Below are 25,564 nucleotides of genomic sequence, written 5' to 3' on the forward strand. Positions count from 1 at the left end.
GTCATGAACCCAATGCGTGGAATTTAAGTGTTCACGATAAAACCGGAATCGGTGTTCACCATCACCGGAATACGCAATCACCCTCGCCACAATAATATTCACTGGTAAAAATAAAGTAATAACGCTAAATACACACCAAATACTCAACGCTGTAAAAAGCGATTTAAGCATTCCAAATCTTCGTGAAACAACCAAGTAACTAAAACAAAATAAGCCTATACCGCTCATACCATAAAGAGAGGCCGCCGCTGAGTTAGCTGCAAATAATTTACCTTGTTCTAATGCTATAAAATAAGAAATAGGCCAGAGGTAATAGGCAAGCCAGGAACTATGCTGCTAACAAAACTACCAAAGCGTTTTTGGGCGAATGTTATTAGTAAAATAAGCAAAGGTGCAATTATGAGTTTAAGCAGCATAAATAACAATAAAGTATGAGAGTTTAAATTAAGTCTACGTGTCTATACCTACATTGTAGAGTGAATAAAAATCATGTATGTAGCGTAATTTTTTTACCTGTAAATATTAACTAATTTATCAAAACACTGATTAATAGTTATAAAAAACCACTTATTAAAGTGGTTTTTTAGCTTAACTTAAACAACAGCATTTATACTTTTTTAAATAAAACCTCTGGATTTACCATGGTTTTCATTTCAAGCACATTGCCATTTGGATCTTCAATAAAAAACGTTTCTTGCTCAAACTCATCACCAATAAAACGGCGATATGGTTTATCTAGGTATTCAATTCCCGCATCTTCAATACGTGTTTTTAACCCGTTAAATTCATCTTCAGATAAGTGAATCCCAAAGTGAGGTACTGCCACAGCTCCCATGTCTACATCATGGCGAACTGTTGGTAGGCGCTCAACACTTTGGTGCAAGGTAAGTTCATTACCCCAAAAATCTATATCTACCCAGCGACCTTCTTCACTGTTACCCGTTTTACAGCCTAGTACGTCACAATAAAACGCTTTAGCCACTTTTAAATCGCCAGCCGGAATAGCCAGATGCAAACAGTTAGACATAAATAACCCTTGGTTAACACTTTAATACATTAAATTATCGCCATTATACATAACTTGTGATTTATAGAACATTAACAGCGGCACTATTAAGCATATTTAATACCTAAAAGCCGTTTAAAAAACACGCTTTTAACGTTTGTAATTACTTATAACATTTATTTGTTAGAGAGTATTAGAAAGCGCAAAAGGATTAGTTTAAAATGCGCCGCTATGATTAAATTCTTATTTTTAAAATTCATCACTTTCTTTTTAGGCTTTGTAGCTTGCTTTGCTATGCACACTACTTTTGCATTACCTTTAGTGATTTCTGCTGCGCTAACGGGACTTATTGGCTCGTTTATTCCTTTTCCTGCACATTATAAAAACCATCCGTATGCTGCAATTTATGCTGGTAGCTTTGCAGGTATGTGTTCAACTCATTTAATTACCAGTTACTGGGAAATTGCTATTATTTCGCTTATTGGCTCAAGTTTGTATGTGCTTACTATGAATATGTTTACAGGTTTTGGTGGCAAGCTTGGTAGTGTTGCCTTTGCAAGTGTGGCACTTTTTGTATTAGCCAGAGGAATAGTATTATGAGTATTGAATATCCATTACTTGTACTGCTTGGGGCTTTTTTAACATTTTATTTAGCTAAGCATAGTCGCTTTGACGGGGTTAGAGCGTCGTCTTCACTTTCTATTATTGCTTATTTAATTTTTAGCGCTTTAAATTTGAACCCCGATTTATACGCAATTGTATTTTTTGGCGGTACATTTATAGGTATGAGCGCCCCACATCGATTTGGTATTTATACTGTAGCAAGCTCATCTATTTTGTTTTCAATCTTATTTGAGCATCTTGTACCAAAACTTGACGGCTATGGCGGTGCATTGGGTATTAGTGCATTTTTATCTGTCTGCATTTGCCATACTTGCATTTTATTAGGTGCCCCAAGAAGTAAAAAGCCGCCACCAGTTCAATAAAAAATTATTGAACTGGTCTAGTTTCTCCCAGCATTCGCTTTAAAATAGTAGAAAAATTAGAGTGTAAAATATTCATGTTTTAAGCTGTTCTTTTTCTTTGCAAGTCTGTTAGAATCTTTCGCGAACTTTATTTACCCTAAATAAAGACAATCATATATGGATTTATGAAAATGAAAAAACTAATCGCAGTAGCAGCTCTATCTTTACTTCCTTTCTCAAACGCAATGGCTGACCAAGATATTGGTTGTGGTCTTGGTTCTATGTTATTTGCAGGTCAGCAAGGTAAAGGCGTTAAAATTTTAGGCGCTACAACAAACGGTACTTCTGGTAACCAAACTTTTGGTATCACTTTTGGTACTTTAGGTTGTGATGGTACTGGTACAGTAACTTCTTCAGAAAAAATTGCTTTATTCATTGACGGTAACATGGAGCAACTTGCTCGTGATATGTCAAAAGGTGAAGGCGAAACTTTAGCTACTCTAGCTGAAGCTTGGGGTGTTGCAGATCAAGATAAAGCAGCATTCAACGCGCTTGCTCAAGCACAGTTTTCTTCAGTATTTACTTCTGAAAACGTAACTTCGCAAACAGTTTTAGAAAACCTAAACACTGTTCTTGCAAGTAACGCACAACTTGCTTCTTATACTCTTTCTTAATCAGCTAAATTAGCCGGTTTTATACGTATAAATAAAGCCGCTGGAGTATTTCTCTAGCGGCTTTTATTGTTTAGTGATTATGAAAAAAATATTCTTTGTTTTATCAATTGCGCTGTTTAGTACTTACGTAAACGCTCAAAGTTTTAAAAATGACACCTTAGCAACCGACCCTTACTGGCTCAAATTAGGTCATTACCGTGGGGCCACATTAGGTGGTTGGAAAAGTGAAGTAGATAGGGCTGAGTTTTTTTTATCTCCTATAGGTAAAACAAGTCCACTGGACGAACTTGAAGCCACTATAGCCGCATTTAGTGGTAAAAATACTGACCCAAAAACAACACAATCTCGCTGTCGGTTTCCAGCACGCTATAAATGGCTAAAAACAAAAATTAAAAATAACTGGCCCGCGCTTAATTGCCCAGAGCTTCAAACGTGGCAAAAAATAATAAACCCAAAAGGGGTTACGTTAGTTTTTCCTACTGCATTTATGAATAGCCCATCATCAATGTTTGGTCACACCTTACTTCGTATTGATGCAAAAGATCAGACTCGCCATAAAGAGTTGCTCGCATTTGCGGTTAATTTTGCAGCAGAACCAGACGGCTCAGACAATGCAGCTATGTACGCACTAAAAGGCCTGATTGGCAGCTATCCTGGTAAATTTTCGCTTATGCCGTACTATAAAAAAGTACGCGAATATAATGATTTAGAATCTCGTGATATTTGGGAATACAAACTTAATTTATCTGAGCCACAAGTAGAGCTTATTTTATTGCACTTATGGGAGCTACAATCAGCTACATTTGATTACTTTTTTATTGATGAAAACTGCTCTTATCAATTACTTGCATTATTACAACTCGCACAAGAGGACCTTGATTTAACATCGTCATTTAATATGCAAGCTATTCCATCAGATACCGTTGCAGTACTAAGAAATAACAACTTACTACAATCACCTAATTACCGCCCTGCTTTTGGCACTAAGCTTTACCATTACTCTACTCAAATGACTAACGAACAACTTGATGATGCAAGAGAGTTAATACAAGGTGGCTCCCTCAATACTCGTAATTACTCACAGTCGCAATTAGTCGCAATATTAGAAATGGCGTATGAATGGTTAAATTTTGAATTTTACGATAAAGCATTAAAGCGTGAAGAAATTGCCCCGCGACTAACTAAGCTACTACTAATGCGCAGCAAATATAAAGTAGCTTCGCCATTTACTAAGCCAAGTCGTCCTATTGCTTCTCCAGAGCAAGGTCATGGCTCTTCTAAAGTAACGCTAGGTAGGGTACAAAATAATAACCAAGCAAACCTTACAAATTTTGGTTATAGGCTTGCGTATCATGACTTACTAGATAGGCCTGAAGGTTTTATAGCGGGTGCACAAATTAGTTTTTTTGATTTGGAAGCCGCTATTACTGACGAAGGAAATGCAGATATTGAACATTTTTACTTATTAGATGCTATGTCGCTTGCACCCGATAACCGCGTATTTGATAGCTGGTCGTGGAACTTTAAAATGGGCTTTGACCGACAACCAAGTGACAATAAACGTTTAGGCCGCTTTTTTACAAAAGGAGGTTATGGTAAATCTTATGGCGATCCTAATAATCTACACGGCTATATTCTTGGTCAATTTGAGCTAAATACAGGCGATATAACCGACCGACTTAGTACTGGAATAGGCAGCGAAGCCGGTGTAATTTGGCAAATAAACAATAACCATAAACTCGCTTTAACTGGCAATATATTATGGCTAACTGATAACGCAGCAAGTAAGCACAGCGAAATAGCTATAACATGGAATTACGCTGTTTCTCGCAATGTATCGCTGCGCAGCAAAGTACAGCATGCTCAATGGCATAGCCATAATTCATCAATGAGTTTAGCTATGCAGTTTTACTTTTAACTTTTTCAATATTATTTATATTTAATGCTACTTGTAGGGTAGCCAAATAGCACTCTACATTTAGCTTTTATTCCCGATGCCTTATAAACACTTTTCAATAAGTGCTCCCACTGATGAAACGTAATAACGACTGGGTTATTGCTATTAAGCTGCCCTATAATGCCGTATTTACAAGGCTTTGATTTATCTTCTTCTACAAAGGTGCCAAATAACTTATCCCAAATAATGAGTACACCGGCAAAATTTTTATCTAAGTAGCCGGGGTTAATAGCATGATGTACTCGATGATGCGATGGGGTGTTAAATACCTTTTCAAACCAGCCTAGTGTACTTACCGTTTGGGTATGCACAAAAAACTGATAGGCCAAATTAAGCGCCACTACGGTAAATACACTCAGCGGATCAAAGCCGATTAATATCATTGGCAACCAAAATAACCACATACCCGCAAGCGGATACATTAAGCTTTGCCTAAATGCGGTTGAAAAGTTCATTTTAGTTGAACTGTGATGAACCACATGGGCAGCCCATAACCAATGAATATGGTGCGACGCTTTATGAAACCAATAATACAAAAAGTCTTGTAGTAAAAATGCGCCAAATATCGTCAGCACCGACAGTTCAATATCAAATAACCTATATTGATGCAACCAATAAAAAAATGGCATTAGCACAATTAAAGCAATTGCATCGGCGCCTTGGTGCATAAGCGCCAGTGCTGTATTCGCCAAGCTGTCTTTTATGTCGTAATAGCGCCGATATTTAATAAATTCATAACTTACAAAAATAATAAATACAGGACTAAGGGCAAGTAAAATTATTTCTATGCTCATGATATGTTGCCCTTAAAGTTGGCTTTTAGTTTATTAAGCGCTTGTGCTATATCTTTTTTAATAAAAAATTTAACCACTAGGCTTGGCAGCCACCACGGTGTTTTACAGCGTATGTTATAGGTAACTTCGGTGCTTGTTGGGGCATTGTCACTAACGCAAAAATAAATATCGCCACGATGCTCTGCAACTGGTTTATTACCTATTATTTGATAACTAATATGATTGCTATCGGCGCTAATTATACGCTCTTCAAAGCGACCCCCTGCCATTATAACTTGCCTAATAGCACCTTTACCGCCAATAATTTCGCCTTCATTTTGCTTTTTTAACAGGACAAATTTAGCATTAAAAAAACGCTCTAATTGCGCATGATCAAGCAAAGCGTCTCTGACTTGTAGAGGCGTTGCTGCAATCTTTTGTTTTAAGGTTATTTGTATCATTTTTATATAATAAGTATTTTCATAATGCCCTACCATATAAAATTTTTTCGTGGCAAACTTGCTGTTACACGACCATTTTTTAGCTTTAGGCGACAAATGAGCACACTTGCCGATCATTATTTTTCAAGCTGTATTGATTACCTTGAAACACTTGGACTTAATAGCCAAGCTGTTTTGTCGGCTATTAACTTTAATGAATACAGTAATAAGCAAGCTCAGCAACTCGCGCCACGCATTAGCTTAAACAGTTACAACGCACTGCTAAATTATGCTCAGCAAACTCTAAACGAGCCTTTGTTTGGCTTTAAGCTTGGTCAGCAAATTCGAACTGCCGACTTTGGCATATTGGGTTACTTAATTGAATCGAGTAATAACTTAGCCAGCGCTATTACCGCACTGCTTAACTACGACAGTTTAGTTGCAGATATTGGTAGAGCAGAGTTTGAACAGCAAGGTGAGTTGGCAATTATTCGTTGGCTACCTAATGCTAACTGTAGCCCACAGGTTATTTTACGTAATATGACCGCTTGGGTAAGTGTTATTCGACAACTATTAAATCCACAGCTATCGCCCAGTACTATTTATTTTACCCAAGCTTTTACCAGCAATGAAAAAACAGTACTCACACACTGGTTTAACTGCCCCGTTAAAACTAACGCACAGTATAACCAAGTGGTATTTCCGAGCAGTTATTTAGCACTGCCATTTAAAACCGACAATACGCAAATTAATTTAGTGCTTAAACAGGTTTCTGAGCAGCAACTTTCACGCTTTAAAAGCCAGCAGCTACTAACCGAAAAAATTAGCCAGTTATTTATAGCTAAAAATGACTTAATCGACTGCAGTTTAATACGCACAGCAGGCGCGCTAAACATGACCCCGCGCACCTTGCAACGCCATTTAAAGCGCGAACAAATATCGTTTGCCGACTTACTTGAGCAAGAGCGTAAAAGGCGCGTAATACTGTGCATTGGCAAAGAGCCATTAAGTAACATAGCAATTAAACTTGGCTTTAACGACCAAAGTTCATTTAATCGTGCTTTTAAACGCTGGTATAACTGCACTCCACTGCAATATCTAAAAACACTACCTAAAAACATTGGCTAAAAATCAAACGTTACTTAACTCTTTAATTCAACATAGGTAATAAAAAGCCGCGGTTAAATTTAACCACGGCTTTTTATTCGCTTACTCGTGCGCTTAATAATACGCTTACTTTCCTATCGCTTCTTTAGCAAACAAATGCTTTATTGGGCCTAAGTTATCAACCATTGAAAGCCCAACTCCACGAATTAGTTTTTTAATTGGGTTAGCACCGGCAAATAACTCTTTTAAAGAGTACATCATGGCAATGTGTTTTTGCGCATCGAGTTTACGGGTGCGCTCGTAATCACGTAAAGTACGCGTGCTGGCAAATTCTTTATTATCACTTGTTAGTAACTCAATTAAATAAGCGGCATCTTTTAGGCCTAGGTTCATCCCCAAGCCTGCAAGCGGATGAATCGTATGTGCAGCATCGCCAATTAATACGACTTTACCTGCAACCCATTGCTGGGCATAACGCATTTTAAGTGGAAATGCAGCGCGTACACTTTGCACTTCACACAAACCACATTGGCCATCTATTGCCGCCATAATGGCTTTGTTAAACTGGTTGTCGTCCATTGCTAATAGCTCTTCACAATGCGTTGGGTTTGTAGACCACACAATTGAATGGGTCTTGGCATCGCTCAACGGTAAAAATGCTAATGGCCCGCTTGGTAAAAACACTTGGCGTGCGGTATTGGCGTGTGGCTCTTGGGTTTTAACTGTAGCCACCAATGCATGGTGGTCGTAGTCTTTAAAGCTCAGCGCCATATTAAACTGCTTTCGAATTGCCGAATTTGCACCATCGGCGGCCACCAGCAGCTTTGCAATGATTGGCTCACCACTTTTTAAAGTAACAAATACATCCGATTCGCTTTGGTGTATTTGCTGATAACAAGTGTCGAACATCAGCGTAGCATTTGGCTGCTGCTCCAGCTCCTTTATAAGCGCGTAGCAAATAATATCGTTTTCAACTATATGACCTAAATGATCAAGCTCTAGTTGCTCACTATTAAAAGCTATTTTGCCAAAGCTGTCTGCATCGCGCACATCCATATGGGTATAGGCACTAGCACGCAAAGCAACTATGTGTGGCCATACGTTTAATTGTTCAAGCAAGGTTTGACTCGCAATACTCAACGCACTTACGCGCATGCCGTATTTATCGGTTGGCGGTGTTTGCTTTGGCGCAGCGTCAAGTACGACTACGCTTATACCCGCTTTTGCCAACCCAAGCGCTAAGGTAAGCCCTACACTGCCACCACCTACAATACATACCTGTACTTGTTTCATAAACCTTGACCTTGTTTAACTTGCCCCATTAACTGCTTAGCTAATGGCGCTTTTAAAGAGGGGAATAAATCCATCGAAAACAACCCAATACTACGGCCAAATGCCAGTATGCGTGATGAATTTGAAAAAAGCCTTACTAAACCATCTGTTAGGGTCATCACGTTATTTATATCAGCGCTGCGCTGCTGGGCATACTCGCGAGTAAATGCATAACTGCCTAAGTCATTTGGGCTCTGGGCAATTAAGTTACTAAGTACTTGTACATCTCGCAGGCCTAGATTAAACCCTTGCCCTGCAATGGGATGAATTGCATGCGCAGCATTACCTATTACTACCGTGCGGTGCGCAATAAGCGATTCTACTTGCCCATACACTAAGGGGTAATTAGCACGCATACCCACTTTAGTAAATTGACCACCGCGATAACCAAAGGCACTTTGTAGTGCGCTTATAAAGTCGTCTTCACTTTGTGCCATGTGCTGCTCAACGTGCTGTTGCTGCATACACCACACCAGTGAATAGCGGTTGTTGCTCATAGGTAATAGCGCCATGGGGCCATGTTGCGTAAATCGCTCAAAAGCATGGTTATTATGCCCACCAGCTACTTCTATATTGGCAATAATAGCCCCTTGCTCATAAGCTTGAGTGTTAAACTTAAGTCCAAATAAGCTACGAGTTGGCGACTGTGCACCGTCGGCAATAACTAACAGCTTGGCGGCTATTTGCTCGCCACTTTGCAAAGTAACTATATTATTATGTAATTGCTGCTCAATGGCACTTACGCTATCAGGGCAATATAAACTGATATTTATTTGAGCGTTTAATAATTGATGTAACGAGCGGCCAAACGGGTTTACTTCAACCACATAACCAAGGGCATCTTTAGCAAACTCTTCACAGTTAATATCTGCTTTACCAAAATGGTGACGATCAGACACACTTACTTTTTTAATTGCTGTAGCGTACGGTGAATTTAACGCAAATAAATTTAAGCCTTGCAAGTACTCTACCGACTGCTGAGCAAGTGCTATGCTTCTATCATCAAAGCTTGGGTGATAGTCATTACTTACTTCATTAGCCTCAACAACAGCAATACTAAGCGCGGGATTTATTTTAGCCACACTTAACGCACAGCTAGCACCGGCTAAACCGCCACCAATAACAACAACATCAAACTGCTTAGGCACTTTTTTCTCCTAGTCTTATGCGCTTTTATTGCTTTGCATAAGTGCTTCTATATCGCTTATGGTTTTTGGCGCACTTAGGGTGAGGTTTTCATAACCACTTGGGGTTACTAATAAGTTATCTTCAATGCGAATACCAATACCTCGGTATTTTTGCGGTGCATTTGAATCTTCGCTGATATAAAGCCCTGGCTCTATGGTCAGTACCATACCCGGCTCAAATGCACGCTCAGCGTTATTTAATTTGTAGTCGCCAACATCATGTACATCTAAACCAAGCCAATGTCCAAGCCCGTGCATGTAATATTCTTTACACGCACCTTTTGCCATTAGCTCGTCAAAGTCGCCGGTTAAAATACCCAAATCTAGTAGACCTTGGGTCATTACTGCCATTGCTAAAGCATTAGCATGCGACATATAACCGCCGGGTTTAATTTCTGCAAACGCCACTTCTTGCGCTTTAAGAACAATATTATATAACGCGGCTTGCTCGGGGCTAAATTTACCATTCACTGGAAATGTACGTGTAATATCAGCAGCGTAGCCTTGTAGCTCGCAACCTGAATCTATTAACACTAGATCGCCACTTTTAAGGGCGTCGCTGTTTTGGGTGTAATGTAAAATATTAGCATTGTCGCCACTGCCTACAATAGTGCCATACGCTGGGTGCCGCGCACCATGCATTGCATAATGATGATGTAGCTCTGCTTCTAATTGATACTCGGTTGCACCGCTATGGGCAAAACACATTGCTCTAACATGGCCTTGCGCGCTAATTTCGCAGCCTGCGCGCATAATGTTTATTTCACTTGGTGATTTAAATAAACGCATTTCGTGAATTAACAAACGAATATCTTTAATGGTACTTGGCGCTGTGTCACCTTTTTTAGGGGCGCTGCGCAGAGTATTAAGTAAAGAGAAAACACGCCCATCAAAAGCCGAATATGCACCTTGCGCATAATATAAAACCGCTTTGCCATTGAGCAAATTAAATAACTGTTCACTCAACTCACTTAATTCATGGGTTGCATCAAACAAATATTCGTTTTTTGCTTTTTCAAAGCCAATTCTGCGCCCATGCCATACTTCGGCTAGTTTATCTTTATTAAGGCAAAATAATGTACTGGGGGTATCGCTATTTGGAGCAAGTACGAGTACGGCATCGGACTCATTAAAACCAGTTAAGTAAAAAAAGTCACTATCTTGTCTAAATGCATAGTGAGTGTCGCGGCTGCGCGTAACTTCGATCGCCGCAGGTATAATTGCCACACTGTTACTATCCATTTTTGCAAGCAGACGCTCACGACGTGCTTTAAACTCTGACTTTTGTATTTCAACCATGTGCAACAAACCCGTTTAACTTAAACTATTAATGAAGTGTTTTTTTAGTGCTAGCAGTACTTTGATCTTTACCTAACTCTGCAAAGCAAAGTAATGCCGACACACGCACATACTCAATCACTTCATGTAGTGCTTGGCTGTCTTCTTCAGTTTCTTCAAAGGTAGTATCAAGGCGAGTAATTTCGCTAAAATCGGTAATAACTTCTTTTACATCTGCTGATAATTTACCGTAATCTTTTTGCTTTAAACCAAAGCCAAGCATAAAACCTGCAACCCAAGAAACCAAACCATTAGCCTGATCTATAAGTGTTTCATCGTCGCTGGGTAAAAACAAATCAAACGCAAACTCTTCATCATTAAAACTAGCAACGACCTGCTTATAAATGCTGCCAAAAAACTGTTTTAAATTATTACTAAACGAGTCACCATCGTTAAACACATCACTTAACAGCCCTAGATATTCTTTGTCGTCAATCGTTAACCCACAAGCTAATAAACCACTAATTACACCGTGCGCTTCGGCCGGTGATACAAATATTTCATTTTTTTCTAATAATAATTGGGCTTCTTCGTAATCTGGTAAATCGCTCATTGTCATATCTTCATTTTGCTAGTTAAGGCAATGCTACCACTCGATAAAAAGCAACTCCAATAAAAAACATATTTATGGCTAAAAAGCACACTCATAAGTAAATAACTAATAATAAGTGCACAATAACCACGCAAACAAAATAATATTTTGCTTTTGGGGTTTAAGCTTTCGATTATGTCTTATATACTGGATTTGTTCCCTGGGGTGCTGGAGCTTGGTTAAGTCCCTGAGCCGATAAATTTTATACCAGGGTTTCTGTTCGTATACTATTGTGCAAGCTCGGCATGTACCGAGAAGCCTACGGTAAACCGCAGATTCCCGCCCTGAAACCTCAAGGTTTCAGGACTGACACCAACACCACACTTCGGGGAACACCTTCTTATTTTTATAATCCCTCTTATTATTTATTTGTCTTTTTTGTTATAACTTTCTAAATTATTTTTATAATCTTTGGCAAAAAAAAGCTGCAAGCAATTCCTTACTTACAGCTAAACTCTAAATGCTTACACTTATTTACTTAAACCAACCCTGAAAACGCCCCATGAGCATATAATTTACCGGTACTAGCAATAAAGTAATGAAGGTGGCGAATATAATTCCAAAGCCTAAGCTCACAGCCATAGGAATTAAAAATTGCGCTTGAGTCGCTTTTTCAAATAATAACGGCATTAATCCTATAAAAGTGGTTAAGCTAGTTAGCATAACTGGGCGAAAACGTGACGCGCCGGCAAGTTTAACTACCTCAATTAATTCAATCCCTTCTGTGCGTTTTTTATTAATATAGTCAACTAATACCAGCGAGTCATTAACCACTACGCCAATTAATGCTAGCATGCCAAGCAAGCTCATAATGGTTAATTCCATTCCCATGATCCAATGCCCTACTACAGCGCCTATCATGCCAAAGGGTATAACACTCATTACTATTAATGGCTGTAAATACGATTTAAACGGTATCGCTAATAGCGCATAAATAATAAAAAATACAAATACTAACGCCCAAGCAAGTGAACCAAACGACTCTCTTTGCTCTTTTGCTTCTCCTTCTAATGCATAATCAACTCCTGGGTATTGCTGCATTAGCTCATCCAAATACTGGGATAAATCAGCTTGGAGTATGGTCATGTTAGTGTTGCTTTTTTCTATATCGGCGGTCACATTTAAAGTACGGTAACGATCGATTCGATTGATAGTAGACGGGCTTTGCCCTGTAATTAAAATAGCCACATGCGATAAAGGCACTGAGCCACCGGCAGGTGTGTTTATGAGTATATTTTGTAAGTCGGCTACCGAGCGTCTTTCATCAATAGGCAAACGTACCATTACGCGCACATCGTCTCGCCCACGTTGGATCCTTTGTACTTGCGAGCCAAAAAACGAGTTACGCACTTGCCCTGCTACATTTACTCTATTTAAACCCAGCGCTAAGCCTTGCTCTGTAAGCTCTATTTGTAACTCTTCTTTACCATCAGACATACTATCGGCAATATCGAATACAGTTGGGTAGGTCGATAAACGCGTTTTAATATGATCTGCCACGTCTTGTAAAACCTTTAACGATGTACCGCTAAGCTGCACATCTATTGGATCTGAACTACGACCTATTTCGGCTCTAAAGGTGAGACTTTCAGCGCCGGGAATAACGCCAATTAATTCGCGCCATTCACTGGCAAGCTCGCGTGAGCCTATATCTGAATCACGTTTTTCAGCTGGGGTAATTTCAAAGCGTACTGCGCCTGAGTTAGATACTCCGCCGCGCCCGCCCGTTGTTGCTAAAATATTTAAAATAACGCTCTCACCCGTATCAGGGTCACGGTATTTTTCTTGCAATTGCTGGGCCTTTTGCGACATATCAATCACATATTTATTAGTTACTTCAAACGGTGTGCCAGCAGGCAGGGTTAAGTTTACCCGTACGGTTTCGCTGGGAATACGTGGAAAAAATACAAACTTAGTCCAACCACTGGTGATCATAGTTAAAATAATTAAAAACACGCCAACAAATAAGCTCACCGTTGCCAGTTTATGGCGCAGAGCTAAATTAAGAATAGGTTGATAATATTTTAAAATCGCACTTTCAAAGCCATCAGCAAAACGTTGCTGTAGCAGATCAAACTTTGATTGCTTACCTTTTTGGTGACGTAGCTTTATATATTTTAAATGTGCAGGTAAAACAAATTTAGATTCAATTAAAGAAAACAATAATACCGGAATAACCACCACCGGAATTTGTGCAAATAATGCCCCGCGTGCACCTTCAATAAAGGCTAATGGCAAAAAGGCCGCTACCGTGGTTAATACACCAAAAGTCACTGGCGTTGCTACTTCTTGGGTACCTAATATGGCAGCTTGTTCGCCCGATTCGGCTGTTTTTAAATGGGTGTAAACGTTCTCTCCGGTGACTATGGCATCATCAACCACAATACCGAGTACTAAAATAAAACCAAACAAGCTCATTACATTAAGCGTTACGCCAAAAATAGGCATAGCAATAAATGCCCCCATGAACGACACCGGAATACCAATAAACACCCAAAATGCGATAGCTGGGCGTAAAAATAAGGTTAGCAGTGCCAGCACTAAAATACCGCCTTGCAAAGCGTTAGTGGTGAGTGTGGCAATACGGCTTTTAACTAGCTCTGAGTCGTCATCCCAATAACTTAATGCAAAACCTTGCGGCAATGAAGGTTGCTGGGCATTTATATAAGCTTTTACTTCATCGGCAACAGTAATTGCACTTTGTGGGCCTATTCGGTATACGTCGATAAAAGCGGCTTGTTTTCCGTTAAAACGTGTACGCACTGGGGTTTCTTCAAAGCCGTCATTAATTGTGGCTATATCACCTAAGCGAATAATAGTACCGTCGCTTTGGTTTTTAACCACTATGCTGGCAAATTCATCTTTTCGGTATGCTTGTCCTTTTGAGCTAATAAGTACATCGCCACCTTGGGTTTTTAAGTTACCCGCAGAAATGTCTGAGCTTGAGTTAGCAACCGCATTAGAAATTTGCGCCAGTGTTAAGTCATATTGGCGCAATGTATCTTGGCTTACTTCAATAGCCAGTTCGTAGTCGCGCACGCCACTTAACTCAACCTGCGTTACACTGGGTAAACGTAATATTTGATCGCGTACTTGCTCTGCATACTCGCGAGTTTCTTTTTCGCCATAATCACTAGATACAGTTACCGCTATAACCTCTCGTTTTCGCTCAGCTAGAGCAACGATGGGTTTTTCAGCATCCCCAGGAAAGGTATTAATAGCATCAACACGGCTTTTTATATCAGCGAGCAACTCTCGAGGATCGTAGCCGCTTTCCACTTCAACAGTGACAGAGCCCGAACCTTCAGATGAGCGGCTAAATATTTGCTTTATACCCTCTAAATCTTGTACAGACTCCTCTATACGTATAGTGACACCTTGCTCAACATCCTCTGGCGTCGCGCCACGTAAACTAACCTGAATGCTGATCATATCGGTTTCAAACGAAGGAAATACTTCGATCGGTATTTTCGTCGATAAACTAAACAGCCCAGACAGCAACAAAGTTACTAACAATAAATTGGCAGCAACATGGTTTTTGGTAAACCAAGCAATCATGGCTTATCTCCTTGCTTTGCTGCGCGACGTTTTTTTACTAGCTCTGCAACACTAATGCCTTGCTCTTTTGCTTGTTGTGCTAATTGCTCTGCTGTTGGGCGTTGCTTCATACTTTGTGGTTTAGTCGCTTTATTATCTTCGCCTAAAATATTCACTTGTGTACCCGAACTAACTTGCCCCAGTGGCGTAATAACAAGTTTATCACCTGCTTTTAAGCCGGTTTTTATCATTGCAAAAGCGGCATTTTGCCATGCAAGCGTTATATCTTTACGCTTTAATACTCCCTGCTCAACAATATAAACGTAAGACCCCTGATAAATAGTGCTATTTGCAATAATAAGTGCATCAGAAACTGTTTTTCCGGTGATCTGCGCTTTAACGTATTGCCCTATTTTTATTGGGTATTGATTACTTTGTGTTGCTTTATAAGGGTCATTAATTTTAGCAACCACGTAGAGTTGCTGTGCACTTTCATCAATAGCACCTTCGGTACGCGCCAACTGCCCTTGCCATGTTTGCTCACCAACTAAATCAGAGCTAAATTTAATCACGGATCCGGCCTGGTTTTTAGCACCGTCGCGGTACTGCTCAGGTAAATTAATAAAAGGTAGGTCTTTGTTTTTTATTGGCAACCGAATCTCTACGCTGTCTATTGCGTAAATAGTAGCGAGCTGAGTATTGTTGCTAACAACTTGGCCTAAATCTACATTACGACTAAGTACTCGTCCTGCAAAAGGCGCTATTATTTGGGTACGTTCTAAGTTTAACTTGGCTTTTTCAAGTGTTGCTTGCGCCGATAATACTTGTGCTTGTGCTGCAGCTAATTGTGGCTCACGTAGCACCAAGCTACTTGCAGGTTTATCATTACCTAAACGCTGCCAATCTGTAATAGCCTGCTGCCCGCGGGCTTGTTCTTCTAAAAGGCCTTGCTTTGCTGTTAATAAGTTAGCCTGTGCCGATTTAACCTCTGCTTGATAGTCTCTATCGTCGAGTTGGATTAGTACCGCACCTTTTTTAAAAAAACCACCTTCTCTAAAGTCATCGCTTATATTTATAATTAAACCCGATGCTTGAGCAACTAATAAGCTTTGTGTACGTGGTTTTACTGTGCCGTAGCTGTCTACCATCACTTGATAGTTTTGCGGCTGCAACATTTGAACTGCTACATTAATTGATGCTTTTGGTGGTGCACCAAAGCGATTAGCTTCTGGCGGGTTACCTTTAATAAACATGACGATTAAAATAGTGGCAATAATAACCGCGATTGGAATAATAATTTTTGCTGTTTTAGTTTTCATTGCTATTACTCTGTAGTTCGGTTGAAGTGTTTGCAAAATCGCCACCAAGGGCAAGGTGTAAATTAACTCGGTTTGCTATCAATTGATTTTTAATACTAATTAAGGAGCTTTGAGCATCGAACGAGCGTCCTTGTGCATCAAGCACTGTAGTGTAGCTAACCAAGCCACTTTGATATTGCTCAAACGATAATTGCTCGGCAGCAAGGGCATTTTCTTGTGCTTCTAGCGTGCTTGTATATTGCGCTTTAAGTGATTGCTGTAGCGTAATCGCATTTTCTACGTCGCTAAAAGCATCGTAAAGTGTTTGTAAATACTGCTGCTCTTGTTTTTGGCTATTTAAACGCGCAATTTCTTCATTCGCTTTTAACCGGCCGCCATTAAAAATAGGCGCTGAAATACTGCCAAGTAATGACCATGCTAGGCTAGATGGCGAAAACAAATCACTTACTCTATCAGTAGTATCACTTAAACTTGCCGTTAAATTTAAACTTGGAAAACGTTGCTTATGGGCATAAGCCAAGTTTGCATCACTTGCTAAAAGCTGATACCAATTTGCACGTAATGTTGGCTTTCGGGTAATTAACTCTGAGGGTAAACCTAGTGGAATGTCGGTATTGATAACTGGTAGGTCATTATTTGCCGAGATAATTCCTTTTGGATAATCTCCCAATAAACGCTCAAGTACTCTTGCTGTAGTTAATAAGCTAGCTTGCTGAGTAGCAATACGTGAACGCTCATTATTTAGCTCGTTGCGAGCTAAATAAACATCGAGTGCTTCGTTTAATCCTTGACGATAACCTGACTCTATAATATCAAGATTTTGCAAAGCATTGGCTTCTCGGCGCTTATATAAATCAAGTAATTGCTTTGCGGTTACTACATCAAACCAGCCCTTTACTACATCGGCAACTAGCTGTTGTTTGGCTTGTTCAAAGCGCGCCTGTTGCGCTAAGTAGTTTAAATTAGCTTGGCGATTAAAATCTGACAGCTTGCCCCATAAATCAACTTCGTAACCTAAATTCAAGCTCACTGAACTTGCATTATTATAACTAATTGGGCGGTTATTCTTACTGCGGCTAGTACGCGCAGATAAGTCCAAGGTTGGCCACAATGCAGCGCCCGACACAATTAACTGCTGCTTTTGGATCGCCACATCGTAACTACTTTGTAAAAGCTGCTGGTTATTTTTAAGTGCCTGCTCCACAAATTGATTTAACTGTGGATTTTGTAATTGTGTAAGCCATTGCTGTTGTACGTGTAATACCGGCGCAGAGGTTTTTTGTTGCCATTGCTGCGGTACATTACTGGGTGCTTGTTCGCGCTGCTGTGAATTTATATTGCTCGCACAGCCGCTGAGCAGCACAATACTGAGTGCCAATAAAGTTGGCTGGTATTGTTGCCAAATCATAATTAAACCTGAATTACTGCTATTTATAATGTAATTCAAGCACTTTGAACTAAAACGCTCAACTTACTTTACATAACATTACATAATTAGCCATAAACTATCGGATAACTATTTATACTCTATTTCGGTATTAATGATCACTAAGTTCATTAACTGTAAAGTTGAAAGTAACTATAAGCAGGTTTATATAATTAAGGGGTTGGTAAGTAGTGTATGAGCTTAAAATTTTCTGGAACAATTTTAAGCTGTATAGAATGGCCTGCAGGGAAAAATAATACCGTAAAAACAAAAAACCTCACAAGAGTGAGGTTTTTAATAAATGGTGCCTCGACGCGGAATCGAACCACGGACACGAGGATTTTCAATCCTCTGCTCTACCGACTGAGCTATCGAGGCACATAAACTGTGCGAGTTAACTAAATATTCTAAGTTAACTTTATACTAAACTAATTTAGTAAATAAATAGTGCCGACTAACCGAGTCGACGGTAACTTGAACAGACTACTGATTACAGCTTTCTTTTCAAATTACATTATAAATGGTGCCGACTAACCGAGTCGAACGGTTGACCTACTGATTACAAGTCAGTTGCTCTACCAGCTGAGCTAAGTCGGCACACAAAACTGTGTGCTAAGGCACTTTATCAATTTTAAAGATTGATAACTTTTAATAAATGGTGCCTCGACGCGGAATCGAACCACGGACACGAGGATTTTCAATCCTCTGCTCTACCGACTGAGCTATCGAGGCACATAAACTGTGCGAGTTAACTAAATATTCTAAGCTAACTTTATACTAAACTAATTTAGTAAATAAATAGTGCCGATCAACTAAGTCGACAGGTAACTTGAACATATTACTGATTACAGCTTTTCTTTTCAAATTACATTATAAATGGTGCCGACTAACCGAGTCGAACGGTTGACCTACTGATTACAAGTCAGTTGCTCTACCAGCTGAGCTAAGTCGGCACACAAAACTGTGTGCTAAGGCACGCATAATACTGTTTAATATCTTTGATTTCAAACACTATTATTTAATAATGGTGCCCAGACGCGGAATCGAACCACGGACACGAGGATTTTCAATCCTCTGCTCTACCGACTGAGCTATCTGGGCAATACTCGGTTTTAATAAAACCCTTCACAAGGATTTTCAATACAATTCCCACTGAGCTCTACCGACTGAGCTATCTGGGCGTGCGGCGTATTAAACGAGTTTTACCGATACAAGTCAACTTTTTTTTCATTCTTAATAACTGTTTGCACGGTTTTTATGCAACTCGGGACTTTTTTAATTAATACCGCTCATTTATACTACAAACCAGCAAAAAGTAGCATCATAACTTTAACTTAAACTATGCTAATATTATTGTGTATTTTTTACATCGTTCTATTCAAAGTACGGTAAAGGCTTACCGTGTTATTAATATACCAATTAGGAAAAATCCATGCAGAGTAAGTTCTCTTCAGTGATAAAAGGTTTGTTACCTCTTTTTTTATTAAGTAATGTAATTATAACCATACTATTTATAATTGCCTTTTCACTTTATTCTCAAAGTGAAGCAAGTACTAAAAAAAGCACACCGCTTATTGATATTACTTCACTGGCTAACAAGCTAGAAGCACCTCTTGTCGACGCTTTAACCATTTACGGACAAGGTAAAGTGCAAGAGCTGCTTGAACTTACCTCTATATTTAGTGACAATTTTGAATACACGCTCTATCGCTTTAGCGCTACAGCACAAACTGAGCTAGTGTATAGCACTAACAAACCTGCAATTGCTGCTATTAAACTTAACGAGCACTTAGTTGATCAAGGTGTACTGCATAAGGTTTTAACGCTTAACGATCAACCTATTGGCGAGCTTATTTTAAAGCAAAAAAAATCCCCACCTACATTAACTAAACAAACGTCATTATTGAGCGCCTATTTTATGGCCTGTATAGCGGTTATTACATTATTTGTATTAGCGCTGCTATTAAATCAATATATTAATAACCGTTTACGTAAGAGTACGGGCTTACTCAGCGAAGAATTACAGGCTATAACTGATAGCAGTAATTTTAACAGCACTGTAAATGAACAGTTAGGCAATGGCTTGAATGTGATTGCACTAAATATTAATTTTTTATTAAAAAAAGTACAGGCAGCTTTATCTGAGAATGAAAAAACTCAAAAAGAATTACAAAAACTGCAAAACAATCTCGAAATTGAAGTGCAAACTCGAACCCTTGCACTTGAAAAAGAAACTTTAAATGCGCAAAAAGCGAGTGAAACTAAAACAACCTTTTTAGCGACTATGAGCCATGAAATTAGAACCCCTATGAATGGCGTTATAGGGACTATAGATTTACTGCGCCAAACAAATTTAGACGGCTCACAATATCGTCTTAGTACTATTATTCGTGAATCTGCATTTTCTTTACTGAGTATTTTGGACGACATTTTAGATTTTTCTAAAATTGAAGCTGGTAAACTTAATATTGACCCTATCCCATTTTCTGTCACCGATACGATTGAAGAGGTGGTGCGCGTACTTTCTTCTATAGCCAAGCACCGCGATCTCGATTTAAACCTATCAATTGCTCCTGATATCCCTATTAACCTTATTGGTGATAACACTCGAGTACGTCAGATACTATATAACCTATGCAGTAATGCGATTAAGTTTACGAGTACAACTGAGTCGCATAAGGGGCAGGTTAATATATCTGTAGAGGTAGCTCACAACACTGCAGAGCACTTCACTTTACGTTTTTGTGTAACCGATAATGGTAAAGGCATGAGCCAAGCGCAATTAAGAGAAATATTTAATCCGTTTATTCAAGCGGAAAGCTCAATAACCAGAGAATACGGTGGAACCGGCCTTGGCTTGTCAATTTGTAAAAGTTTAACCGAGTTAATGTTAGGTACTATATCGGTTAATAGTAATATTGGTATAGGCAGTGAGTTCACTGTAGAACTGCCATTTAGTACCTCAGGAAAAATTAAGTTCGCACATAAAAATAGCTTAGATGGCAGGCATATTGTTGTAGTAAGCAATAATGTTGACCGTGAAAAAGTAATCTATCGTTATTTATCATTTATGGGCGCTAAAATAACCTATGTGCATAACGAGCAAGAAATTGAGTCTCTGCACGATGCTAAAGATATCATTTGGGTTGTTGATGGTATTGATAATATGGACAGCATAAATGCATTTTTAAGGCGTTTACTTTACTCTTTAGAGGATAATAATCAGCAGGTTGTCGTTTTAAGCAAGCTAGATGATGCAGCTATTAATCATAAAAATATTTTTTATATTAACGCAACGCCATTATGTAAGTCTAACTTTATGCTATCAATACTTGTAGCTGCAGGTTTACATCAGCCTAAGCACATTAAAAAAAACATAGCATACGATAACCATTTAACTACAGAGCAAGCTTTAGCCGCTAACAAGCTTATTTTGTTAGTTGAAGATAACATTTTGAATCAGCAAGTTATAACTGATCAACTGCACATCTTAGGTTACGGTGTTGAAGTAGCTAATAACGGTGAGGAAGGGATTAATATGTGGCGAAAAGGTAACTATTCGCTCATTTTAACCGATTTACATATGCCGATAATGTCGGGCTGCGATATGGTCGAAAAAATCCGCAATGAGGCCGAAATGCTAGGTTCGGTTATTTCACAGCCTTATATAATAGCCGTGACAGCCAACTCTTTAAAAGGTGAAAAAGAACGCTGTTTAGCTGTTGGTATTAACGACTTTATTACTAAGCCGGTTGAGCTTAACGTTTTAGAAAATACACTAATACGCTGGAATGAAAAAAGTAATCACAAGAGCATAGACATACCACATCAAAAGCCAGCAATGCCAATAGATATGGATTCAGTAGCTAAATACATTAATGGCGATGACGCGAAGAAAATACGTTTTTTTAAAATGTATTTAGAGCAAAGCCAAGAGCTAATAAAGTCGATTAACTTTGGTGTTATGCAAAGCAACGTTAATGAGATTCTTGAGGGGTGTCATCAATTAAAGTCTATATCTAAAACCATTGGGGCGCATCGCGTCGCTGAACTGGCCGTCGTGTTTGAAGAGCAATGTAAAACAGATGAACTAAACAGCGATAAGTTAATTGATTTAAGAGATCAATTAGAAATTGAATATTCTAAAGCTGCTCAATTTTTAAAAGAGCAAATTAAAAGTGCCGAGCAGCAAGAACAACCGAGTTAATTAATTTAGGTATAAAAAAAGGGCTATTTAGCCCTTTTTTTATTCCACATAACAATTACTTTTCTGGTGGTTTGTAGCCTTCAATTTCTACTTCTTTGTTTTCAAACAAAAAACCAACCATTTGCTGCTCTAAAAAGCTACGATGCTCTGGGTCCATCATATTTAAATGCTTTTCGTTAATCAGCATTGTTTGCTTGTGCTGCCACTGCGCCCAAGCCTCTTTAGAGATATTGTTAAAGATTTTTTCGCCTATTTCGCCAGGATATAATTGAAATCCAAGCCCTTCAGCTTCTTTTTGTAACTTTTGACAAAATACTGTACGTGCCATAATTAATTCTCTTTAGCGATAGTTATAAACAAGTCTAACCTATTGGTGCAATTTGTTTAACCAACTTTTTAGTTGGTGCTGCTAAACCCACCTCAATTGACTGATCTAGTGGGTACCAAACTAATTGTCGGTCGTTAATTACATCTGGAATTTGTACTACATTTAGCACATGTGGATTAATAGTAAGTTCAAAGTGCGAAAATATATGGGTAAAGGGTTCAAGCGCCACTAAGTCAGCTGTTAGCCCTTGCTGCGCTATAAACACCTCTAGTTCGCTCAATTCATTAAACTCAAAAAAGCCAAACAACCCGCCCCATATTCCTGAGTTAGGCCGTTTTTCCATGAGCACTTTTTCATCATGTTTAATAATTAACTGATGGCAGCTTTTTTTCGGCACTGCTTTTTTAGGTTTTGAGTGTGGGAATGTTTTTACCTGCTGCGTTTTAAATGCACCACAGCGGCTACTTAACGGACATGCAGGGCAGTCAAAACGACTACGCGAACATAAGCTAGAGCCTAAATCCATCATAGCTTGATTAAACTCGGTTACGTTATTTTTAGGCGTTAGCTGCTCGCTCAAATGCCAAAGTTGGCTTTCGACTTTTTTAACACCATACCAGCCTTCAACCATAAAAAAACGTGCTAATACTCGTTTAACATTACCATCGAGTATGGGGTGATGCTGCCCAAGTGAAAGTGATAACACTGCACCGGCTGTAGAGCGCCCTATTCCGGGTAAATCAATAACCTCTTCAAGCGTTGTAGGAAACTGCCCCTGATACTTGTCACGAACTATTTTAGCTGTTTTATGTAAGTTACGTGCCCTTGCGTAATACCCTAAACCAGTCCAGTGATGCAGCACCTGATCTTCATCGGCGTTAGCTAAAGCAATAATATCGGGAAAGCTTTGCATAAACCTTTCAAAATAAGGGATAACGGTCACTACTTGAGTTTGTTGTAACATCACTTCAGACACCCATACTTTATAGGGTGTTTTTGCTAACTGCCACGGCAGCGTTTTTCTACCATGAAGATGATACCAATCAACCACTTGGTTAGAAAACCAATCAGACTGCTGTTTATTTAAATCCAAAATAGTTTACTTTTTACTTATGCTCAATGGCGGCTCAGTTTATTGCAGTTAGTGAAAAGATCAAGCTATAGCGCCTCTATACACCTAGTAAAATCAGCTAGAGCTTGTTATCCATGGCTTGGTCAGGGATAATACGCAACCATTTTTTAAACCAGTTATTTTTGTCAGGCCAATAATATGAGTGAATCAAGTAACACTAATCTTGAGCAAGCAAAGCAAGAAGGTAAGTATATCCGCACTATTCGTAGTTTTGTAAAGCGCGAAGGTCGTTTAACCAAAGGCCAAGCTGCCGCTATCGAAAAATGCTGGCCAATAATGGGCTTAGAGCATAAAAATGGCATGCTTGATTTAAGCGAAGTTTTTGGCAATAACAATGATGTAGTGCTAGAAATTGGTTTTGGTATGGGCAAATCACTGGTTGAAATGGCAAAAAATGCCCCGCATTTAAACTTTATTGGCATAGAAGTACACCGCCCAGGCGTTGGTGCTTGTTTAATGGATGCTGATGAAGCGGGTATTACTAATCTGCGTATTTTTGAACACGATGCGGTTGAAGTTTTAGCCGATTGTATAGCAGATGAAAGTTTAACAACCTTACAATTGTTTTTCCCTGATCCTTGGCATAAAAAGCGTCACCATAAACGCCGTATTGTACAAGGCGAGTTTGTTGAAAAATTACGTTCACAGTTAAAAATGGGCGGTGTTTTTCATATGGCTACCGACTGGGAAAATTATGCTGAGCATATGCTTGAAGTAATGCAAGCTGCGCCTGGCTTTAAAAACCAGTCAGCAACAAACGACTACGTACCACGCCCTGATTTACGCCCGTTAACCAAGTTTGAGCAACGCGGCCATCGTTTAGGTCATGGTGTGTGGGACTTAATGTTTGAACGCACTAAGTAATCTGTATTTCGGATAATAAATACCTTAACCAACATTTAGGTTAAGTACATAACTCTGTAAATTATATAATCTGTAAGGTAAAGCCATTTATGAGCGTATTAACCAATCCAAGCCTACTGTTACTTCGCAATAGCGAAAAGTTAGTTGGGAAATCTATATTGGTGGTCAACTTTGTTCAAGATGGCTTTTTAGCCGAGCTTAAAAAGCGCAACCCTGAGAGTAAAATAACCGCCTTTAGCTACAATCATGCTAATGGCGAATTTGCCAAAAACACACCCGGCGTTGATGTATGTGTAAACCACTGTATTAGCGGTAACGACTTTGATTTAGTGATTCTTTACTATCCAAAATCAAAACCTGAAGTTCTTATGGCGCTTGATAATATACGCGCAGTAATTACAGCAGATGCTGAGTTACTGGTGGTTGGCGAAAATAAGAGTGGTGTTAAATCAATAGAAAAACAGCTTACTGATAAAGCTAATTTTAGTAATAAAATAGACTCAGCAAAGCACTGTGTTTTATATTCATTTGCAGAGCTTAAACAACTTAGTCAGTTTAATATTAGCGATTATCATAAGCCATTTACGGTCAGTGTGGCCGATAGCGAATTTACCGCTATCAGTATTCCTGGGGTATTTAATCACGGTAATTTAGATGTTGGCACTAAAATATTGCTTGAAAACGCTCCGTTTATTAAGCAAGGTACTGTGCTCGATTTTGGTTGTGGCGCTGGCTTAATTGCAACTTATTTAGGGCTGCAAAATCCGGCATTGAGCTTTGTTTGTAGTGATGTGAGCGCTTTGGCAATCTATGCAACAACGCAAACCCTTAAGCTTAATAACATTAAAGGCGAAGCCCTCTTAAGTGATGGACTTACTAACATTACAGGTAAGTTCGATCTTATTATTAGTAACCCACCTTTTCATACCGGTATTGCAACCGACTACACAGTGGCTGAAACCTTTTTAGCCAATGCTAAACAGCACCTAACTAAAGCAGGTAAGTTGAATATTGTTGCTAATAGCTTTTTAAAATACCCGCCAATTTTAGAAGCACAATTTGATAACTATCACACCGTGTTTAAAAATAATAAGTTTGCCGTTTACAGCAGTTAATAATGCTCATGTTTGAGCACCTCACGTGCTCAAACTTATTTATAAAATTAATTACCCTCCTGAATTTTTACCGCTTAGCAATAATAGTCAAAATATTGAGGGGAATAGTAAAATCAAGTATTTGACCTTTTTATAACAAATAAATAAGGGTAGGGTACGAGAACTATTTCAAGCCGTCTATCTGCTGGCAAACCTGTTAAGTAATATCCAAGTAAACTCTGAGCGTAAAACAGCTTTTATAGTTAAAGTAAAAACGACACTCACC

The 25,564-nt window shown here is 39.0% G+C and carries 20 protein-coding genes, 5 tRNA genes and 1 other RNA gene; 9 read left to right on the forward strand and 17 right to left on the reverse strand.

The genetic code is table 11. The features are described from left to right. Nucleotides 1-607 precede the first annotated feature (607 nt). Nucleotides 608-1,027, reverse strand: coding sequence for a VOC family protein (locus tag HC000_RS10625; protein WP_010554617.1), 420 nt, complete (start codon nucleotides 1,025-1,027; stop codon nucleotides 608-610). A gap of 273 nt (nucleotides 1,028-1,300) precedes the next feature. Between HC000_RS10625 and HC000_RS10630 the strand changes: the two genes are divergently transcribed. The 4 genes from HC000_RS10630 to HC000_RS10645 all read left to right on the forward strand — a co-directional run bounded on the left by HC000_RS10630 (nucleotide 1,301) and on the right by HC000_RS10645 (nucleotide 4,563). Next, nucleotides 1,301-1,606, forward strand: coding sequence for a hypothetical protein (locus tag HC000_RS10630; protein ID WP_024605802.1), 306 nt, complete (start codon nucleotides 1,301-1,303; stop codon nucleotides 1,604-1,606). After that, entirely contained in the window at nucleotides 1,603-1,992 is a 390-nt protein-coding gene (locus tag HC000_RS10635; protein ID WP_024605803.1) for a hypothetical protein, read from the forward strand. The genes HC000_RS10630 and HC000_RS10635 overlap by 4 nt, the downstream gene beginning before the upstream one ends. Nucleotides 1,993-2,162: 170 nt before the next feature. Next, nucleotides 2,163-2,645: a DUF3015 domain-containing protein gene (locus tag HC000_RS10640; protein WP_002962856.1), complete on the forward strand. Its 483-nt coding sequence runs from the start codon at nucleotides 2,163-2,165 to the stop codon at nucleotides 2,643-2,645. Nucleotides 2,646-2,724: 79 nt separating this feature from the next. After that, nucleotides 2,725-4,563: a DUF4105 domain-containing protein gene (locus tag HC000_RS10645; protein WP_165743286.1), complete on the forward strand. Its 1,839-nt coding sequence runs from the start codon at nucleotides 2,725-2,727 to the stop codon at nucleotides 4,561-4,563. 11 nt (nucleotides 4,564-4,574) lie between these two features. Here the strand turns inward: HC000_RS10645 and HC000_RS10650 are convergent, their stop codons facing one another. After that, nucleotides 4,575-5,396, reverse strand: coding sequence for a sterol desaturase family protein (locus tag HC000_RS10650; RefSeq protein ID WP_179807617.1), 822 nt, complete (start codon nucleotides 5,394-5,396; stop codon nucleotides 4,575-4,577). Beyond that, nucleotides 5,393-5,836 carry an SRPBCC family protein gene (locus HC000_RS10655; protein ID WP_179807618.1) on the reverse strand — a complete coding sequence of 148 codons (444 nt, stop codon included), beginning with the start codon at nucleotides 5,834-5,836 and terminating at the stop codon, nucleotides 5,393-5,395. Before HC000_RS10655 ends, HC000_RS10650 begins: the two co-directional genes overlap by 4 nt. 96 nt (nucleotides 5,837-5,932) lie before the next feature. Here HC000_RS10655 and HC000_RS10660 point away from each other — a divergent pair, with 96 nt between their 5' ends. Next, nucleotides 5,933-6,943, forward strand: coding sequence for an AraC family transcriptional regulator (locus tag HC000_RS10660; protein WP_179807619.1), 1,011 nt, complete (start codon nucleotides 5,933-5,935; stop codon nucleotides 6,941-6,943). Between the two features lie 105 nt (nucleotides 6,944-7,048). Here HC000_RS10660 and HC000_RS10665 read toward each other — a convergent pair whose 3' ends face one another. From HC000_RS10665 to HC000_RS10680, 4 genes are read right to left on the reverse strand one after another with little or no spacing between them, the layout of a single operon-like run. After that, complete coding sequence (locus HC000_RS10665; protein WP_179807620.1) at nucleotides 7,049-8,215, reverse strand: FAD-dependent oxidoreductase; 1,167 nt, start codon at nucleotides 8,213-8,215, stop codon at nucleotides 7,049-7,051. Continuing rightward, nucleotides 8,212-9,402 (reverse strand): 2-octaprenyl-6-methoxyphenyl hydroxylase, encoded by a 1,191-nt coding sequence (gene ubiH / locus HC000_RS10670; RefSeq protein WP_179807621.1) that lies wholly within the window; start codon nucleotides 9,400-9,402, stop codon nucleotides 8,212-8,214. The genes HC000_RS10665 and ubiH overlap by 4 nt, the downstream gene beginning before the upstream one ends. 15 nt (nucleotides 9,403-9,417) lie before the next feature. Beyond that, nucleotides 9,418-10,740, reverse strand: a complete 1,323-nt coding sequence (gene pepP / locus HC000_RS10675; RefSeq protein WP_179807622.1) for a Xaa-Pro aminopeptidase — start codon at nucleotides 10,738-10,740, stop codon at nucleotides 9,418-9,420. Nucleotides 10,741-10,768: 28 nt separating this feature from the next. Further along, entirely contained in the window at nucleotides 10,769-11,332 is a 564-nt protein-coding gene (locus HC000_RS10680; protein WP_011327261.1) for a UPF0149 family protein, read from the reverse strand. Nucleotides 11,333-11,525: 193 nt separating this feature from the next. On the opposite strand from HC000_RS10680, the gene ssrS reads away from it, so the two are divergent. Beyond that, nucleotides 11,526-11,707, forward strand: a non-coding RNA gene (gene ssrS, locus HC000_RS10685) — 6S RNA. Between the two features lie 138 nt (nucleotides 11,708-11,845). Here the strand turns inward: ssrS and HC000_RS10690 are convergent. From HC000_RS10690 to HC000_RS10725, 8 genes are all read right to left on the reverse strand, one after another. Continuing rightward, nucleotides 11,846-14,929: an efflux RND transporter permease subunit gene (locus tag HC000_RS10690; RefSeq protein ID WP_179807623.1), complete on the reverse strand. Its 3,084-nt coding sequence runs from the start codon at nucleotides 14,927-14,929 to the stop codon at nucleotides 11,846-11,848. Beyond that, on the reverse strand, nucleotides 14,926-16,227 hold the full coding sequence (locus HC000_RS10695) for an efflux RND transporter periplasmic adaptor subunit (RefSeq protein WP_089367784.1): 1,302 nt from the start codon (nucleotides 16,225-16,227) through the stop codon (nucleotides 14,926-14,928). Before HC000_RS10695 ends, HC000_RS10690 begins: the two co-directional genes overlap by 4 nt. Next, on the reverse strand, nucleotides 16,217-17,635 hold the full coding sequence (locus HC000_RS10700; RefSeq protein ID WP_179807624.1) for an efflux transporter outer membrane subunit: 1,419 nt from the start codon (nucleotides 17,633-17,635) through the stop codon (nucleotides 16,217-16,219). Before HC000_RS10700 ends, HC000_RS10695 begins: the two co-directional genes overlap by 11 nt. Before the next feature lie 320 nt (nucleotides 17,636-17,955). After that, nucleotides 17,956-18,031: transfer RNA gene (locus tag HC000_RS10705), tRNA-Phe, on the reverse strand. Nucleotides 18,032-18,174: 143 nt separating this feature from the next. Then, nucleotides 18,175-18,250, reverse strand: a tRNA-Thr gene (locus tag HC000_RS10710). Between the two features lie 59 nt (nucleotides 18,251-18,309). Then, nucleotides 18,310-18,385 (reverse strand) — tRNA-Phe (locus HC000_RS10715). Nucleotides 18,386-18,530: 145 nt separating this feature from the next. Further along, nucleotides 18,531-18,606 (reverse strand) — tRNA-Thr (locus HC000_RS10720). Nucleotides 18,607-18,678: 72 nt separating this feature from the next. Beyond that, nucleotides 18,679-18,754, reverse strand: a tRNA-Phe gene (locus HC000_RS10725). A gap of 331 nt (nucleotides 18,755-19,085) precedes the next feature. Here HC000_RS10725 and HC000_RS10730 point away from each other — a divergent pair. Beyond that, nucleotides 19,086-21,860 (forward strand): hybrid sensor histidine kinase/response regulator, encoded by a 2,775-nt coding sequence (locus HC000_RS10730; RefSeq protein ID WP_179807625.1) that lies wholly within the window; start codon nucleotides 19,086-19,088, stop codon nucleotides 21,858-21,860. Between the two features lie 55 nt (nucleotides 21,861-21,915). Here HC000_RS10730 and HC000_RS10735 read toward each other — a convergent pair whose 3' ends face one another. Together HC000_RS10735 and mutY are read right to left on the reverse strand one after the other, a co-directional pair. Then, on the reverse strand, nucleotides 21,916-22,188 hold the full coding sequence (locus HC000_RS10735; protein WP_011327256.1) for an oxidative damage protection protein: 273 nt from the start codon (nucleotides 22,186-22,188) through the stop codon (nucleotides 21,916-21,918). A 34-nt stretch (nucleotides 22,189-22,222) separates the two neighbouring features. Continuing rightward, nucleotides 22,223-23,284: an A/G-specific adenine glycosylase gene (mutY, locus tag HC000_RS10740; protein ID WP_179807641.1), complete on the reverse strand. Its 1,062-nt coding sequence runs from the start codon at nucleotides 23,282-23,284 to the stop codon at nucleotides 22,223-22,225. Nucleotides 23,285-23,458: 174 nt separating this feature from the next. Here mutY and trmB point away from each other — a divergent pair, with 174 nt between their 5' ends. After that, nucleotides 23,459-24,184 carry a tRNA (guanosine(46)-N7)-methyltransferase TrmB gene (trmB, locus tag HC000_RS10745; RefSeq protein ID WP_089367781.1) on the forward strand — a complete coding sequence of 242 codons (726 nt, stop codon included), beginning with the start codon at nucleotides 23,459-23,461 and terminating at the stop codon, nucleotides 24,182-24,184. A gap of 89 nt (nucleotides 24,185-24,273) precedes the next feature. Beyond that, on the forward strand, nucleotides 24,274-25,299 hold the full coding sequence (locus tag HC000_RS10750) for a methyltransferase (RefSeq protein WP_179807626.1): 1,026 nt from the start codon (nucleotides 24,274-24,276) through the stop codon (nucleotides 25,297-25,299). Nucleotides 25,300-25,564: the final 265 nt, after the last annotated feature.

The sequence above is a fragment of the Pseudoalteromonas sp. MIP2626 genome, from assembly GCF_013414205.1.
GTDB lineage: Bacteria > Pseudomonadota > Gammaproteobacteria > Enterobacterales > Alteromonadaceae > Pseudoalteromonas > Pseudoalteromonas nigrifaciens.